The organism is Sphingomonas limnosediminicola, assembly GCF_039537965.1.
GTDB lineage: Bacteria > Pseudomonadota > Alphaproteobacteria > Sphingomonadales > Sphingomonadaceae > Sphingomicrobium > Sphingomicrobium limnosediminicola.
The window spans coordinates 2,818,423-2,832,742 of sequence record NZ_BAABBM010000001.1 but is presented as its reverse complement, the minus strand read 5'-3'; the positions used below and the strand labels follow the sequence as shown (position 1 = coordinate 2,832,742).

Genomic DNA, 14,320 nt, shown 5'->3' with positions numbered 1-14,320 from the left:
GACCGCCGCTTGATTGCCACGGAAGTCGTTGCCAAGACCGCTGTCATGGCCAGCCAAGACCTCGCGACCTGGTTCAACAACAATCACCAAGGCTTGCTGATCGGGCTTCTGGTCGGCGCGATCATCGTCGCGGTGATGCTGATCCTGCGCACGATCGGTCAGCGGATCGTCGCCCGGGAGACCGAGACCATAGGCTGGCGAACGGTCGTCGGCCGCGTCCTTGCACGCACCACGACCGTCTTCATGGTCGTGGCCGCGGCAGACGTCGTTTCGACCTACGCCGAATTTCCGCACAAGATCGCGCGGCTCATCGACATACTGTTCATCATCGCCTTCGCGGTGCAGGGCGCAATCTGGGTCCGAGAGCTGATCCTTGCCCTCATCGGCCGCAGGATCGCGGGGGAAGGAAACAACAGCGGCCTCGCCAATGCGATGGCGATCATCCGTGTGCTGATCAGCGTCACGCTGTTTGCCATCGCCGGCATCCTGATCCTCGACAATCTGGGCGTGAACGTCACCGCGCTTGTCGCTGGCCTCGGCATCGGCGGTATCGCCATCGGCCTCGCCGCCCAGGGCATCTTCTCCGACCTCTTCGCGGCCCTTTCGATCCTGTTCGACAAACCTTTCAAGAAGGGCGACACGATCCGCTACGACCAGAGCACCGGCACTGTCGAGCGCATTGGCCTGAAGACCACCCGCCTCCGCTCCATCACCGGCGAGTTGTTGATCATGGCCAACACCAAGCTTCTCGAGCGCGAGATCCACAACATGGCTGCTGCCAAGGCGCGGCGGGTGACAATCTATCTCGCCATCGGCGGCGAAGCATCGGCGGCCTCGATCGATATGGTTGCGGAGCTTGCCGCTAAAGCCGTCGAGGAACGGAAAGGCTGCAAGCTCATTCGCTGCACCTTGTCTGGTGCGGGCGGCGGCGGCGGCCTTTCGTTCGATTTGGTCTACGACGACGCAACCCGCGACAATGACGTCATGCCCGCCAACCGCGCGGCGATCCTTCGTGCACTCGTCGAAAGCCTCGCCGCCAAGAAACTCCAACTTCTCCGCGCTTCCGACCAGCCAACCGCGCCACTTCCGCTCTGATCGGCAGTTGCGCTCTTATTCACACCTCTGCAAATAAGCGTCGATGCCAATCGCCAGCCTCGACGACATCCGATCCCGCATTGGCGAGGAAATTGGTGTTTCGGGTTGGCTCGAAGTCACGCAGGAACGCATCGACGCCTTCGCCGACGCGACCGAGGACCGGCAATTCATTCACGTCGATCCTGCGACTGCCGCGCAGACGCCTTTCGGCGGACCGATCGCGCACGGATTCCTGACGCTCTCGCTGCTGTCGCGCATGGGGGCGGAGGCGATGCTGCTTCCGGACGGTCTGAGGATGGCCGTGAACTATGGACTGGACCGCGTGCGCTTCCTTGCGCCGGTGCGCTCCGGGAGGCGAGTAAGGGGCCGCTTCGTCCTTGACTCCGTCGACGAGAAAGCGCCCGGACAATTGCTGTTACGTCATACGGTTACGGTCGAAATCGAGGGCGAGGAGAAGCCTGCCCTGACTGCCGTGTGGCTTGGACTGATGTTCACCTGAGGAGAGAATAATGGCTCGCGATGCCGTGATCGTTTCGACTGCCCGGACGCCGATCGGCCGCGCATACAAGGGCGCGTTCAACGCGACGCCCGGCCCGACCTTGGGCGCCTTTTCGTTGAAGCCGGCGATCGAACGCGCTGGCATCGACGCGGGCGAGATCGACGACGTGGTGTGGGGCGCGGTGCTGACGCAAGGCACGCAGTTCGGAAACATTGGGCGCCAGGTCGCCCTGCGTGCCGGCTGCCCCGTCAGCGTGTCGGGCATGACCATCGACCGCCAGTGCTCTTCGGGCCTGATGGCGATCGCCACCGCCGCCAAGCAGATCATCACCGACCGCATGGACGTAGTCGCCGCGGGCGGGCAGGATTCGATCAGCCTGGTGCAGACGCCCGAGATGCGGATCGCGCCCGATCCGTCGCTGATCGCCATGCACAAGCATGTCTACATGCCGATGCTCCAGACCGCCGAGACGGTCGCTCGCCGATACGGCATCAGCCGCGAGCGGCAGGACGAATATGCGCTGAAGAGCCAGCAGCGCACCGCAGCCGCGCAAGCCGCCGGCCGCTTCGACGCCGAAATCGTGCCCGTCACGACGACCATGTCAGTTAAGGACAAGGAGTCTGGCGAGGTCTCGCAGCACGAAATCACAGTTGCAAAGGACGAAGGCAACCGCGCCGACACGACGCTGGAGGGCCTCTCGGGCCTTAATCCCGTGCTCGGTCCCGACACGTCAATCACGGCCGGCAACGCCAGCCAATTGTCGGATGGAAGTTCTGCATCGATCCTGATGGAGGCCGGCGAAGCCGCGGGCCGCGGCATCTCGCCGATGGGCCGCTACGTCGGCATGGCGGTCGCCGGTACAGAACCGGACGAGATGGGCATCGGCCCGATCGATGCGGTCAACAAGCTCCTCAAGCGCTTCGACCTTAAGGTCGACGATATCGGCCTATGGGAGCTAAACGAGGCGTTCGCCGTGCAAGTGCTCTACAGCGCGGAGCAACTCGGCATTCCTGAGGATCGTCTCAACGTTGACGGCGGCTCGATCTCGATAGGTCACCCTTATGGAATGAGCGGCGCCCGCATGACCGGTCACGCGCTCATCGAAGGCAAACGGCGCGGCGTGAAATATGTTGTCGTCACGATGTGCGTCGGCGGCGGCATGGGCGCAGCGGGATTGTTCGAAGTGCTGTAAGCAAGCGGCACCGGCCACGCGGGGAAACGTATGACACCAGGATTGTTGATCTTACTCGTACCGTTGGTCCTGCTGCTGGTCAGTGCGCTCAAGAGCTTCGGCATCAACCAGGAATATCAGCGCGGCGTGCTGTTCCGCCTTGGGCGGCTTGGGACGATGAAAGGACCGGGCTGGTACTGGCTGATTCCGTTCGTCGATCGGGTGATCCGCGTCGATCAGCGGATCATCACTTACCAACTGGAGACGCAGGAGACGATCACGCGCGATGGCGTTGCGGTTCGGGTCAACGCCGTCGTCTGGTTCCGGGCCGACTCCCCGACCCAGGTCGTAACCTCGGTCGAGGATTGGCGCGGAGCGACGGTCCAGGCGGCGGAGACCGCGCTGCGCGACGCCATCGGCCAGAGCGAGCTCGACCAGATGCTGAAGGACCGGGTGTCGATCAACCATCGCCTCCAGCAGCTGCTGCGCGAAGCATCGCTGAAGTGGGGCGTCGAGATCGATGCCGTCGAAATCAAGGACGTCGACATCCCCGAGCAAATGCAGCGGGCGATCGCCAAGGAGGCCGAAGCGATCCGCGAGAAGCGCGCGCGCATCATCCGGGCGCAAGGCGAGCAGGAAGCCGCGGCGAAACTTAGCGAGGCAGCGGAGGTCATCAGCAAGGCGCCCGGCGCCCTTGAGCTTAGGCGCCTCCAGACGCTCAGCGAGATCGGCGTCGAGCACAACAGCACGATCATCGCCATGCTTCCGGTCGAGCTCGTCCACGCGGCTCGCAAGATTGCCGGCATGCCCGACGCAACCGACGACTGACCCTGGGCGTGTCGCCTGTCGAACTGATCGCGCTGGCGTCCACGGTTAGCCTGCTTGCCGGCTGGCGGCTTTACCTCGTCACGTTCGCGGTCGGGCTGGCGATGCGTTTCGGCTGGGTGCCGCTACCCGAGCAACTGCACGCGCTCGACGTGCTCGCGAACAACTGGATCCTCGGGATTGCGGGCGTCGGCGCGGTTGCGGAATTCTTCGCCGACAAGATTCCCTGGGTCGATAGCCTGTGGGACGCGGTTCATTCCGTCGTCCGGCCGATCGGCGGCGCGCTTCTCTCGATGGCGATCATCGACGGCGGCGATCCGGCCTGGCAGGTCGGGAGCTTCCTGCTCGGCGGCGGCGCGGCCCTGGTCGCCCATGCCGGCAAGGCAGGCGCGCGGGCGCTCGTGAACGCCAGTCCAGAGCCCTTCTCAAATGTCATCGTCTCGACCGGCGAAGACATCGCAACCGCGGGACTACTCGGGCTCGCCATTGCCAATCCGATCGCCGCGGTGCTGATCGCGCTTATCCTCGTCATCCTTTCGCTGTGGCTCGTTCTGGCGGCGCGACGTTTGTTAAAGCGCATCCTTGAACCCAAACGGCCCTCGACGGGTTGAATGCGGCAAAGAGGGAGGAACGAAGATGCCCGTTTCCGATCAGCCGCTCGTCGAGCGTATCGCCCGCGTCCTTGCCGGCGCAGCACACAGCAGCAATGCCGAGGGCAGCGACCCTTCCGCAGGAGAGAAAGTCGACCTCGTCTGGCGCCAACATGTGAACCAAGCGCTCGCCGTGCTCCATGCCATCCGTGAGCCAGACGAGGACATGGCAAGTGATGGCGATGCCGACGTGTGGCGCAAGATGGTCGAAGCAGCGATCGGCGAAAAGGTCGGTTGAGTCCGCTCGACTCCAGCGGTCGTTCAAAGACGCGGGTCGATCCGCGCTGGACTCTGGTGGCCTGCGTCCTCGCTTCCAGCCTGTCCTTCGTCGAAGGCTCGGTCCTCAGCGTCGCCCTGCCCGCGATCCGCGGGAGCTACGGCGCCGGCACGCAGGAAGTGCAGTGGGTCGTCAATGCCTATCTGCTGCCGCTCTCCGCGCTCCTGCTTCTCGGCGGCGCGCTTGGCGATCACTTCGGGCGCAAGCGGCTGCTGCTCATTGGCACGAGTATCTTTGCGCTCACCTCACTGGTGTGCGCGCTGGCGCCGAGCCTTCCGCTGCTGCTCGCCGCGCGTGCCGCTCAAGGTGTGGGTGCTGCCCTTCTGCTTCCGAACAGCCTCGCGTTGCTCAATGCCGCGTTCCAGGGTGAAAAGCGCGGACGGGCGGTCGGCATTTGGGCTGCTGCGGGAGCGGCTGCCGCGGCGATTGCGCCGCTGATCGGGGGCTGGCTGGTCGGTACCGTCGGCTGGCCGGCGATCTTCTACATCAACCTGCCGCTGGCGCTTGGCGCGATCATCATCGCCTCGCGCTTTGTCGAGGAAAGCAGCGAGGCGGGCGCCGGCCGGACCGATTATCCGGGTGCACTGCTGGCGACGCTCGGGCTCGGCGGCCTTACCTATGCGCTCACGTTGTGGTCAGCGACGCGCAGCTTCACCGGGGAAGCGGCAATCGCCCTCGCCATCGGCATTGTCACATTCGCGGCTTTCCTCTGGGCAGAGAAGAAGCGTGGCCTGCGGGCAATGATGCCGTTGAGCTTGTTCGCCAACCGCTGCTTCTCCGGCCTCAACCTGCTGACGTTCCTACTCTACGGAGCGTTCGGCGCGGCGATGCTGCTCATTCCGTACGTGCTGATTTCGAGTGGCGGCTATTCGCCGGTGCAGGCGGGGCTCGCGATGCTCCCGCTTCCGATCCTCATGACGTCGATCTCGCCAACGATGGGCAGCCTCGCCGCACGCCTTGGCCCGCGCATCCCGCTGAGCGTCGGGCCGATGATCGTTGCGGCTGGCATGGTTCTCGCCGTACTCGTGACCCCAAGCGGAAGCTATTGGACGGGCGCCTTTCCGATGATCCTGGTGATGGCGGTCGGCATGACCATCGCGGTTGCGCCGCTCACCTCATCGGTGCTGGCTTCGGTCGAAGAACAGCATGTCGCCATGGCCTCCGGCTTCAACAGTGCGGTCGCGCGCACCGGTGGCCTCATCGCGACCGCCCTGCTCGGCGCCGTACTGTCGAGCAAAGGCGACGAACTCTTTGCTGGATTTCACGGCGCGATGTTCGTCTCCGCTGCCGTCGCGGCTGCCGGGAGCCTCGTCGCGCTGACGATGCTCGGCGGAGTCAAAATGAAGAAGGGTTGATCGCCGCCTAGTCGTTGGCGGCGATGAACTTCTCGACGACCGGCGCAATGCGCTCGCGCCACTTGCGGCCGTTGAAGATGCCGTAGTGACCGACATCCTTGGCGAGCAGATATTGCTTCTTCGCCCGCGGCAGCTTGGTCGCGATGTCGAGCGCGGCCTTGGTCTGGCCGATGCCCGAAATATCGTCACGCTCGCCTTCGATCGCCAGCAGCGCAGTATCCTTGATCACCGCCGGATCGACGCGCTTCCCGCGATGCATCATCTGGCCTTCGGGAAGGAGGTGCCGCTGGAACACGACGTCGACGGTCTGAAGATAGAATTCCGAGGTCATGTCGCAGACAGACCGATATTCATCATAGAAACCGCGCGTGGAATCGGCGCTTTCCTCGTCGCCGACCACGAGATGCTTGAACATCTCCCAGTGGCTGATGAGGTGCGAGCCAAGGTTCATGGTCATGAAGCCCGCGAGCTGCAGGAAGCCCGGATAAACCTTTCGCCCAGCCCCCGGGTAGATAATCGGCACGGTGGCGATAACGTTGTTCTCGAACCAGCCGAACGGCCGCTGCGTCGCCAGGGTATTGACCGCGGTTGGAGCCTTTCGCGTGTCGATCGGGCCACCCATCATGGTCAGCGACTTAGGCCGCCATGGGTTCTTGGCGGCGTTCATCACCGCCGTTGCCGCGTAAGCCGGGACGGCCGGCTGGCAAACCGCCAGCATATGCGGCCGCTCACCCGTGCGCTTGCCGATCACTTCCAGGAACTCGATTAGATAATCGACATAATCGTCGAGATCGAACGTGCCGTCGGACAGCGGAACCATCTTCGCGTCGCGCCAGTCCGTGATGTAAACGTCCGCGCTCGGCAGCATCCGAGCCACCGTCCCGCGAAGAAGCGTCGCATAGTGGCCCGACATCGGTGCCACAATCAGCAGCGCCGGGCCGCCTTCGACGCCCTCGCGCTCGAAATGCTTCAGCTGGCCGAACGGCTTGCGGAGCAGTATCCGTTCGTGGACCGCGACAACCTTGCGGCCGATCTTCGTCGACTGAATGTCGAAGTCAGGTTTTCCGCGCGGCGCCGAAGCATGAGCAAACACTTCGAGGCTCGCCCCAACCAGCGGGCTCATCGAATTGTATCCCCAGGGATTGGCCGGATTGGAGAGCCAGCCGGCTCCCAGGCCCGCTAGCTTGCTCGCACCTGCGAGAAAAGAACGCTGAACCTCATAGGCGTCGTATAGCAATAGAACCTCACAAAAGCGCTCTGTCCCAACCGATGTGGCCCCCGTTTGCTCCACTGACAAGGCGAATGTTGCACCGCGAAAGCCGCAGTGCGGCAATTGAGCCGATTATGGCACGCTGTTAGAGCGTACAGATGGCTACCACACCCCAGAGCCGGCCCAAGGGCCGCTCCATCAAAAACCTTCGCATGGTGTGGAGTTTCGCGCTTCGCTACCCCGGTCACATCGCGGTTGCGGCGATTGCGCTGCTGGTTGCCGCGGGAGCCGCGATCTCAATCCCGTGGGGCTTCAAGTTCGTTATCGACAAGGGCTTCGGGTCGGGCGCGGGCAATGCCCAGTCGATCGCGCCATGGTTCGAAACTCTCCTCGCGATCGTCGCGGTCATGGCTGTCGCCACCGCCACACGCTATTATTTCGTCTCCTGGCTCGGTGAGCGAACCGTCGCCGACATCCGCTTGGCGGTGCACCGCAATCTGCTGCGCCTGTCCCCGGGCTTTTTCGAGGAGAACAGGCCAGCCGAAATCACCTCGCGCATCACGGTCGATACCACGATCATCGAGCAGGTGGTCGGCACCACGGTTTCGGTCGCGCTGCGAAACGTCGTCATGGGACTGGGCTGCGTGGCGACGATGTTCGTCCTCGCGCCGAAGCTGGCCGGCCTGATGCTCCTGGGCATTCCGCTCGTGCTTGGACCGATCCTGACGCTTGGCCGCCGCGTCCGGGCAATCTCGACCCGCAATCAGGATCGGATCGCCGACGTCGGAACCGTCACCAGCGAAGTCCTCGGCTCGATGAAGATCGTCCAGGCCTTCAACCAGCAGCAGCGTGAGTCCTCGCGCTTCAGCGAGGCGGTGGAGCGCGTGTTTGCAACCGCCAAGCGGCGCATCGCGCTCCGCTCCATTCTGACTGCGATCATGATCTTTCTGATGATCGGTTCGATCGTGATGGTGATCTGGCAAGGGGCCGTCGACGTCGCCAAGGGCAGCATGAGCGGCGGCACGATTGCCGCCTTCGTCCTGTGCGGTGGCTTGCTTGCCGGCGCGGTTGGCGCCTTGTCCGAAGTCGTCGGCGACTTGCTGCGAGCGGCGGGTGCGTCCGAACGCCTGTCGGAATTGCTGGATGCCAGGCCGGACATCCAGGCTCCCGCCGATGCGATCGCGCTGCCGACACCGCCTCTAGGCGAGCTCGAGTTTGACGCCGTCACCTTTCATTATCCGACGCGCCGCGAGACTTCAGCGCTCAAGGACTTCAGCCTGCGCGTGAAGCCGCGCGAGCGGCTCGCCGTCGTCGGGCCTTCAGGCGCCGGCAAGACGACCATCTTCCAGCTCGCCGAACGCTTCTACGATCCGCAATCCGGCCGCGTGCTGCTCGACGGCGTCGATCTCAAGGCAGCCGACCCCGCCGACATTCGCCAGCGCATTGCGATGGTGCCGCAGGACACGGTGATCTTCGCGGCAAGCGCGCGCGACAATCTTCGCTACGGCAATTGGGACGCGAGCGAGGAGCAGATTTGGCAGGCCGCGCGCGATGCGAATGCCGAGGAATTCCTGCGCGCGCTACCGGAAGGGCTCGACACGTTCATGGGCGAAGGCGGCGCGCGTCTGTCCGGCGGTCAGCGCCAGCGCATCGCGATTGCTCGCGCGTTGTTGCGCGATGCCCCTCTCCTTTTGCTCGACGAGGCGACCTCGGCGCTGGACGCCGAAAGTGAGCGGCTGGTGCAAGACGCGCTCGACCGCCTGATGGAACACCGCACGACGATCGTCATCGCTCACCGCCTCGCGACCGTGCGCGCGGCAAACCGCATAGTCGTCCTGGACGAAGGCCGCATCGTCGAAGAGGGCACGCACGCGAGCCTCAATGCCCGCGGCGGCCTCTATGCCCGGCTTGCGCGCCTCCAGTTCGAGGATCGCGCTGCCTAAGCTTAGCTCGGGGTTGCGCCCGAACCGCCTCCGGACCCGCCACGTCCGCCACGGCCACCGCCGCGCGTCGTGCGTGCTCGCGTTCCGCTTCCGCGCGTACGCGAAGCCGCAGCACGCGGCTTCTTGGCCGCGCCAGTCGAACGCGCAGCCGGCCTTTTCGCGGCAGTGCTCTTCGCCGCCGTCGAGCGCGTGGCGCCTGTCGCCGACTTGGCGCGCGTCGACGTCTTGCGGGTGCCCGATGCCTTGCGCTTCGTGCCAGTCGAGGCCTTGCGCGCACCGCCGCCGCGGCCTGCTCCAGCCGACGCCGAAGTCGAACCGGAAGACGTGCTCGCGCTGCCTTCGAGCGACCATTTGCCCGACATCACGCGCTGCGCCGCTTCGGCGACCGCTTCCGCGATGATCGAACCGAGCTTGGTCGCGCTGCTGACGACATTGCTTGCCGCGGCCGAAGCCGTGTCCGCCGCGTCGAGACCGGCGTCGCGAATTTTGCGCCGCGCAGCTGGACTGGCGCTGATTGCTGCTGCCGCAGCCGCGAGACCGGCCGCGAGCATCTCCTTACTCATCGCCGCCTTGGCGAGCTTGTCCATCGTGTCGCTGCTCGACGACGAGCCCGAAGTCTTTTTCGAAGGTTTGGCCATCACTTTATCTCCATCCATTGGGCGGAAAGACATTTGAATTGCCGTGACGGTTCCCTAACGAAACCCGCGAAGACTTTAAAGCCGGTCAATTCCTGAGGCGAAATTCAGGTATTCCAGATATGTTAAAGGGCACCGCCGCATTCCCTGCAGCGATGCCCTTCGACATGGTCAGCGGCCGAAGGTGTGGCCGTTCGTCAGCGATTAAAGCTTACGAACACCCCTTTCCGACCTCTGTGCTGAACCATGAGACATCGGATCACCTCCTTTCGCTGCGTTGAAGCAGCCTTGAAGATGAGTCGGATTCGACCTCAACGCAAGACTTGTAATGAGGTGAACATTCGGCAATCTTCATCGCTTCGCGCTATTCAGGCGCGGCAATCCTCCACTACACGAGCGACCTCCGCCCAGGCGGGAAATATGATCGCGGCTTGCGCGCCGATGCCGATCGCGAAGCGCCCGCGGCTGAATGCAATCGCATCGAGCAATTGGTCATAGGCGCTGAGATTCGCAGTGAGTCGCGCCGTCGCCGGCTGAAAGCTCGCCGGGAGATTCCGCGATTGAGTGCTCGTCCAGACGAAGAGGAACGGAGCCGCGCCAGTCGCCGGTCTGGAGATCGTGACGCTTCGAGCGGCGACGGTGCAGCGAACGCTCAGTTGCATCTGGTTCGCAACATTGCTGAATGTCGCCTCGCTACCGCCGGTTACGGGCGCGTAGCTCCAGTTGCCCTGGATCGGTGTCGCAATGCTGTAGTCGACTGTCGTTGTCATGGTTGTCGCAGTTTGAGCGTTGAGCGACGTGGCGGCGGCGGTCAGCGCGAGCGCTGCGGCAAATCGAATGATCATGACTGGCTTAACGGTTGAGGCGTTCGACTTTGGCCTGCAGCTCGGCGAGTTCTGCGCGCAACTGGTCGAGTTCGCTGCTGTCCGTAGCGGACTTTTCGATTTTCTTGCCGGTGAAGGCCCGGCTCGCGTCTTCGAACATTGCCATGTTGCGCTTCGCGAGGTCGGCGAAGACGTTTCCGCTGAACGCATCCTTCGCCGCATTCTGGTTGCGCGAAAATGCATCCATCGCCGCCTCGAGATATTGCGGCACGAAATTCTGCATCGAGTTGCCGTAAAGGCCGATCAACTGCTTCAGAAAGTTGATCGGCAGCATCGTCGAACCGCGCGCTTCTTCGTCGACGATAATCTGGGTCAGCACCTGGCGAGTGATGTCTTCGCCGCTCTTCGCATCGACGACTTCGAACTCGCGTCCTTCGCGCACCATTTGCGCAAGCCGGTCGAGCGTGATGTAAGTTGAGCTTTCGGTGTCGTAGAGCCGCCGGTTGGCGTATTTCTTGATCGTCACCTTACCCGAAGATTTCGCCATGAACCGTTCCCCAAGGACTTCTCAGCCTACTGCGCCCGAGGCCTTACTACCGCAGATTAGTGCGCTGCAACATGAACCGGCGAACGGCAAGGCGCCACGCCCACTCCCGCTCTTTCTCGAATTGGTACGGCGCGTAGGCGAGACGGACGCTGAGATCGCGCGCGAAGCCCTCGTTGGGTTGCGCGCTTATGAGAGCGCGGCGCGTCGCACGCGTCCCGCAGCAAAGCCTGAAACGGCGCGCATTCACGGTGCCTGCTTGCGCGACCACGGCGGCGACGGACCGGCGGCCGTCCTCATTCCGTCGCTCATCAATCCGCCCCGCATCCTCGATCTCGATGAGCAGGTCTCGCTCGCAGGTGCAGTGACGCGCATGGGCCGGCGCACGCTCTTGCTCGATTGGGGCGAAGCCAAGGCCAGGGCGGAACTCGACGTGGCGGGTCACATCGAAGAGCTGCTTCTACCGCTGCTGCGAAGCATCGGCAAACCGCCCGCGCTGATCGGCTACTGTCTGGGCGGTACGATGGCGCTCGCTGCGGCGAACCTTGCGAAGTGCGAGCGTGTCGTCACGCTCGCAGCGCCGTGGCATTTCGACCATTATCCCGACGCGTCGCGGCGGGCGCTCGACGACATGTGGCGACATGCGCAGGCGGCGAGCCGCGAGCTCGGCGCGCTGCCGATGGAAGTGCTTCAGGCCAGTTTCTGGTCGCTCGCTCCGGAGCGCACGGTGCAAAAATTCGCCGAGTTCGGCCGCCTCGATCCCGCAAGCCCTGAAGCTGCGCGCTTCGTCGAGCTCGAAGATTGGGCGAACGAGGGCGAACCCCTGCCCCTCCCCGCTGCGCGCGAGCTCATCGAGGACATTTTCGGCCGGGACCTTCCCGGCGCAGGCCAATGGGAGGTCGGCGGCCGGACCGTAACCGAGCGATTGAGCGTCCCGCTTCTCAACCTCACCGCCGAGCGCGACCAGATCGCCCCGGCCATCACCGTCGCGGCCGGAGAGACGATCGGCATTCAGTCGGGTCACGTCGGGATGATCGTCGGCTCGGCCCGGGCTCGCCTGCACGAGGCGCTGAAAGCCTTCCTGACGCCTTGCCGCTAGCAGCCGCCGTCGCTAAGTCGGCCGCGAAGCACCCGTAGCTCAGCTGGATAGAGCGCTGCCCTCCGAAGGCAGAGGCCACAGGTTCGAATCCTGTCGGGTGCGCCACTCCCGTGCAAAAATGGGCACCTTGGTTCCGGCGCTTGCCGCGGTCGCAATCACCGCGCGCTCCAGAGCTTTGCGCGAACCTCGGATCTGAATCTCGGTTTCATCAACGGTTACGTCGTCAATGAGTAGACGAACATAGGCTTGGCGCAGCGCGGGATTGTCGGCCCGCAGTCCCTCGCTCAACAACTTGCCAAATCGACCGACCACGTCCGGCGTAATCCGTCGCCGGCTTGATCCCAGCTGCCGCTCTAGCGAAGCGATATCGGCGCTGATTGCCACGATGCGCTGTCGATGATGCGTCAGACGTTCGGCAAAGTCGCGATCGGCGGGTGACGCAAGGCCTTGCTCGACCAACTCGTAGAGGCGATTGAGCGCGCCCTCGCTGTTCGTCCGGGCACCGCGCAGGAGTGAGAGCTCCTCACGCTTGCGCTGGTCGGACACATCGCTCTTCTCCAGGAACGCTGCCAACAGCTCGGGCAGACGCTCTGGAGCCAACACACGCTGCTCGAGCGCGTCGAGGACAATACCGTCGAGCTTCTCCATTCGGATCGAACGGCCATTGCAGGCAGTCTCCCCGCGCGTGGCCCGGCGCGAGCAAGCATAATAGCGGTACTGACCAGACTTGCCGGTCCGGATGGTCATGGCCCCGTGGCAATCGGGACAGCCACAACGCGCTATTCCGGTAAGCAGGGTTGGCCCGGAGACGACGCGGGCGGGTGTTTGCCTCAGGTTGCGTGCCCCAAGCTGTGCCTGGACCAGCTGAAAGGTCTCTTCTTCGACAAGCGCCGGCACAGCCATCGGCACCCACTCGTCACGGTGGCGACGCTCGCCAGTGCGCGAGTCTCGCTGATTGAAATAGTGGGTGCCCATGTAGGTCGTGCGCCTGAGCACTACGTCGACGTTGGACACGTGAAAGGGCTTGCCGCGATAGGAGTAATTTCGAGCGTTGAGCCACGAGACGATCTTCTTGATCCCCAACGGACCTGATGCTCCGTCGCCTTCGAGATACAGCGAGAAGATTCGCCGAACGAGCGGCGCCTCGGCCTCGTCAACGGCAAGCACCTTCTTGTCCTTGTCGCCACGGCGCTCGGCGATCACCACCTTGTATCCGAGCGGCGGGATCGAGCCGTTCCAAAATCCGTCCCGAGCATTGGCGATCATGGATCGTCGCACGTGCTTCGCCGTCTCGGCACTCTGGTACTCGTCGAACTTGCTGAGGATCGAGCGAACCAGATCACCGGTCGCACCTTCCCCAACATCCTGCGTGATCGAGACCAGCTCGACCTTGGCCTTGGCGAGCTTGCGGCGATAGCGCTCGAATTCGAACTGGTCGCGGAAGAAGCGGCTGAAGCTGTGGACGATGATGAGATCGTACGGACGCTCACGTGCAGTTGCTGCCTCGACCATCGATTGGAACTGTGGCCGGTTGTCATCCGTCGCGGATGCGCCGGGCTCCCGATACACATCGACCAGCAGGATGCCGCGAGCCTCGCAATAGGCCGTGATTGCTGCGACCTGGTCGGCGAGGCTGGTTTCATGCTCAGCCTGCCTGTTCGTCGAAACACGGACATAGGCGGCTGCCCTAGGTGCCGCTTGTGGCAGCTGAGGGGAATCCGGAGATGAACGCATGATACTCCTCAACCAAACAAGGCGAGAATTTCTCTGCCAAGATACAGATGAAGCAGTCTTACTTCATCGTCCGTGACTGCAAGGCAAGTCGGCAGATCATTGACAGGCGGGTTATCGTTGGCCGGAGCGTTTCTTTCCGGCACAACCAAGGGCGGCAGTCCGTTCAGCACAGTAATGTCGTTGGCTGGATTTGGCATCGGCGCGATGCTCGTCGCCGCCTGCACTGAACCATGTTTTAGCATTTAACCCTCCGCTGGTGAGGGTTTCCTGAGGTGACCCGAAAATAGGCCGGTGCAACACCCTGCTGTTGTAAGCTCGCCTTCTACAACAGCCGGCGTTGAATCAGTTCTGGCAGCCGAAGCTCAAGAAGGCCGGGTGGTGCCCAGGAGAGGACTATCGCATCACACTCCTAACCTATTGAAAACATTAGGCCCGCCCAACCGTGGGTGTATCAGTTGG

14 protein-coding genes, 1 tRNA gene and 1 pseudogene are annotated in these 14,320 nt (G+C 63.5%); 10 read left to right on the top strand and 6 right to left on the bottom strand.

Annotated features, from left to right (window positions below):
* Positions 1-45 precede the first annotated feature (45 nt).
* The 7 genes from ABD704_RS14570 to ABD704_RS14540 are packed head-to-tail and all read left to right on the top strand — an operon-like array spanning position 46 to position 5,872.
* Positions 46-1,095, top strand: a complete 1,050-nt coding sequence (locus ABD704_RS14570; protein WP_344700419.1) for a mechanosensitive ion channel family protein — start codon at positions 46-48, stop codon at positions 1,093-1,095.
* A gap of 43 nt (positions 1,096-1,138) precedes the next feature.
* Positions 1,139-1,594: a MaoC family dehydratase gene (locus tag ABD704_RS14565; protein ID WP_344700418.1), complete on the top strand. Its 456-nt coding sequence runs from the start codon at positions 1,139-1,141 to the stop codon at positions 1,592-1,594.
* Positions 1,595-1,604: 10 nt separating this feature from the next.
* Positions 1,605-2,786 (top strand): acetyl-CoA C-acyltransferase, encoded by a 1,182-nt coding sequence (locus tag ABD704_RS14560; RefSeq protein ID WP_344700417.1) that lies wholly within the window; start codon positions 1,605-1,607, stop codon positions 2,784-2,786.
* 45 nt (positions 2,787-2,831) lie between these two features.
* Positions 2,832-3,593 carry a slipin family protein gene (locus ABD704_RS14555; RefSeq protein ID WP_344700416.1) on the top strand — a complete coding sequence of 254 codons (762 nt, stop codon included), beginning with the start codon at positions 2,832-2,834 and terminating at the stop codon, positions 3,591-3,593.
* An 8-nt stretch (positions 3,594-3,601) separates the two neighbouring features.
* On the top strand, positions 3,602-4,201 hold the full coding sequence (locus tag ABD704_RS14550; RefSeq protein ID WP_425565440.1) for a DUF4126 domain-containing protein: 600 nt from the start codon (positions 3,602-3,604) through the stop codon (positions 4,199-4,201).
* Between the two features lie 25 nt (positions 4,202-4,226).
* Positions 4,227-4,478, top strand: a complete 252-nt coding sequence (locus ABD704_RS14545; protein ID WP_344700415.1) for a hypothetical protein — start codon at positions 4,227-4,229, stop codon at positions 4,476-4,478.
* Positions 4,475-5,872, top strand: a complete 1,398-nt coding sequence (locus ABD704_RS14540) for an MFS transporter (RefSeq protein WP_344700414.1) — start codon at positions 4,475-4,477, stop codon at positions 5,870-5,872. Before ABD704_RS14545 ends, ABD704_RS14540 begins: the two co-directional genes overlap by 4 nt.
* A gap of 7 nt (positions 5,873-5,879) precedes the next feature.
* Here the strand turns inward: ABD704_RS14540 and ABD704_RS14535 are convergent, their stop codons facing one another.
* The gene (locus ABD704_RS14535; protein WP_344700413.1) at positions 5,880-7,109 is read right to left on the bottom strand and encodes a polyhydroxyalkanoate depolymerase; all 1,230 of its coding nucleotides are present in this window, start codon (positions 7,107-7,109) and stop codon (positions 5,880-5,882) included.
* Between the two features lie 131 nt (positions 7,110-7,240).
* Between ABD704_RS14535 and ABD704_RS14530 the strand changes: the two genes are divergently transcribed.
* Complete coding sequence (locus tag ABD704_RS14530) at positions 7,241-9,025, top strand: ABC transporter transmembrane domain-containing protein (protein WP_344700412.1); 1,785 nt, start codon at positions 7,241-7,243, stop codon at positions 9,023-9,025.
* A gap of 2 nt (positions 9,026-9,027) precedes the next feature.
* On the opposite strand, the gene ABD704_RS14525 is transcribed toward ABD704_RS14530, so the two are convergent.
* The 3 genes from ABD704_RS14525 to phaR form a co-directional block, all read right to left on the bottom strand.
* Complete coding sequence (locus tag ABD704_RS14525; protein ID WP_344700411.1) at positions 9,028-9,663, bottom strand: hypothetical protein; 636 nt, start codon at positions 9,661-9,663, stop codon at positions 9,028-9,030.
* Positions 9,664-10,028: 365 nt separating this feature from the next.
* The gene (locus tag ABD704_RS14520) at positions 10,029-10,505 is read right to left on the bottom strand and encodes a hypothetical protein (RefSeq protein ID WP_344700410.1); all 477 of its coding nucleotides are present in this window, start codon (positions 10,503-10,505) and stop codon (positions 10,029-10,031) included.
* Between the two features lie 7 nt (positions 10,506-10,512).
* A complete protein-coding gene (gene phaR / locus ABD704_RS14515; RefSeq protein ID WP_344700409.1) occupies positions 10,513-11,031 on the bottom strand; it encodes a polyhydroxyalkanoate synthesis repressor PhaR in 519 nt (172 codons plus the stop codon).
* Between the two features lie 121 nt (positions 11,032-11,152).
* Here phaR and ABD704_RS14510 point away from each other — a divergent pair, with 121 nt between their 5' ends.
* Together ABD704_RS14510 and ABD704_RS14505 are read left to right on the top strand one after the other, a co-directional pair.
* Positions 11,153-12,127, top strand: a complete 975-nt coding sequence (locus tag ABD704_RS14510; RefSeq protein ID WP_344700408.1) for an alpha/beta hydrolase — start codon at positions 11,153-11,155, stop codon at positions 12,125-12,127.
* A gap of 28 nt (positions 12,128-12,155) precedes the next feature.
* A tRNA-Arg gene (locus tag ABD704_RS14505) sits at positions 12,156-12,232 on the top strand.
* Between the two features lie 519 nt (positions 12,233-12,751).
* On the opposite strand, the pseudogene ABD704_RS14710 reads toward ABD704_RS14505, so the two are convergent.
* A pseudogene (locus tag ABD704_RS14710) lies at positions 12,752-13,861 on the bottom strand (recombinase family protein); the annotation flags it as partial.
* Positions 13,862-13,869: 8 nt separating this feature from the next.
* Positions 13,870-14,103 carry a hypothetical protein gene (locus ABD704_RS14495; protein WP_344700406.1) on the bottom strand — a complete coding sequence of 78 codons (234 nt, stop codon included), beginning with the start codon at positions 14,101-14,103 and terminating at the stop codon, positions 13,870-13,872.
* Between the last annotated feature and the right edge of the window lie 217 nt (positions 14,104-14,320).

What these genes read in the sequence shown, in the direction of transcription:
- ABD704_RS14570 (WP_344700419.1), top strand. Translation starts at nt 46, where the DNA reads ATGGCCAGCCAAGACCTCGCGACCTGGTTCAACAACAATCACCAAGGC.
- ABD704_RS14525 (WP_344700411.1), bottom strand. Translation starts at nt 9,663, where the DNA reads ATGGCCAAACCTTCGAAAAAGACTTCGGGCTCGTCGTCGAGCAGCGAC.
- ABD704_RS14565 (WP_344700418.1), top strand. Translation starts at nt 1,139, where the DNA reads ATGCCAATCGCCAGCCTCGACGACATCCGATCCCGCATTGGCGAGGAA.
- ABD704_RS14560 (WP_344700417.1), top strand. Translation starts at nt 1,605, where the DNA reads ATGGCTCGCGATGCCGTGATCGTTTCGACTGCCCGGACGCCGATCGGC.
- ABD704_RS14520 (WP_344700410.1), bottom strand. Translation starts at nt 10,505, where the DNA reads ATGATCATTCGATTTGCCGCAGCGCTCGCGCTGACCGCCGCCGCCACG.
- ABD704_RS14530 (WP_344700412.1), top strand. Translation starts at nt 7,241, where the DNA reads ATGGCTACCACACCCCAGAGCCGGCCCAAGGGCCGCTCCATCAAAAAC.
- phaR (WP_344700409.1), bottom strand. Translation starts at nt 11,031, where the DNA reads ATGGCGAAATCTTCGGGTAAGGTGACGATCAAGAAATACGCCAACCGG.
- ABD704_RS14495 (WP_344700406.1), bottom strand. Translation starts at nt 14,103, where the DNA reads ATGCTAAAACATGGTTCAGTGCAGGCGGCGACGAGCATCGCGCCGATG.
- ABD704_RS14545 (WP_344700415.1), top strand. Translation starts at nt 4,227, where the DNA reads ATGCCCGTTTCCGATCAGCCGCTCGTCGAGCGTATCGCCCGCGTCCTT.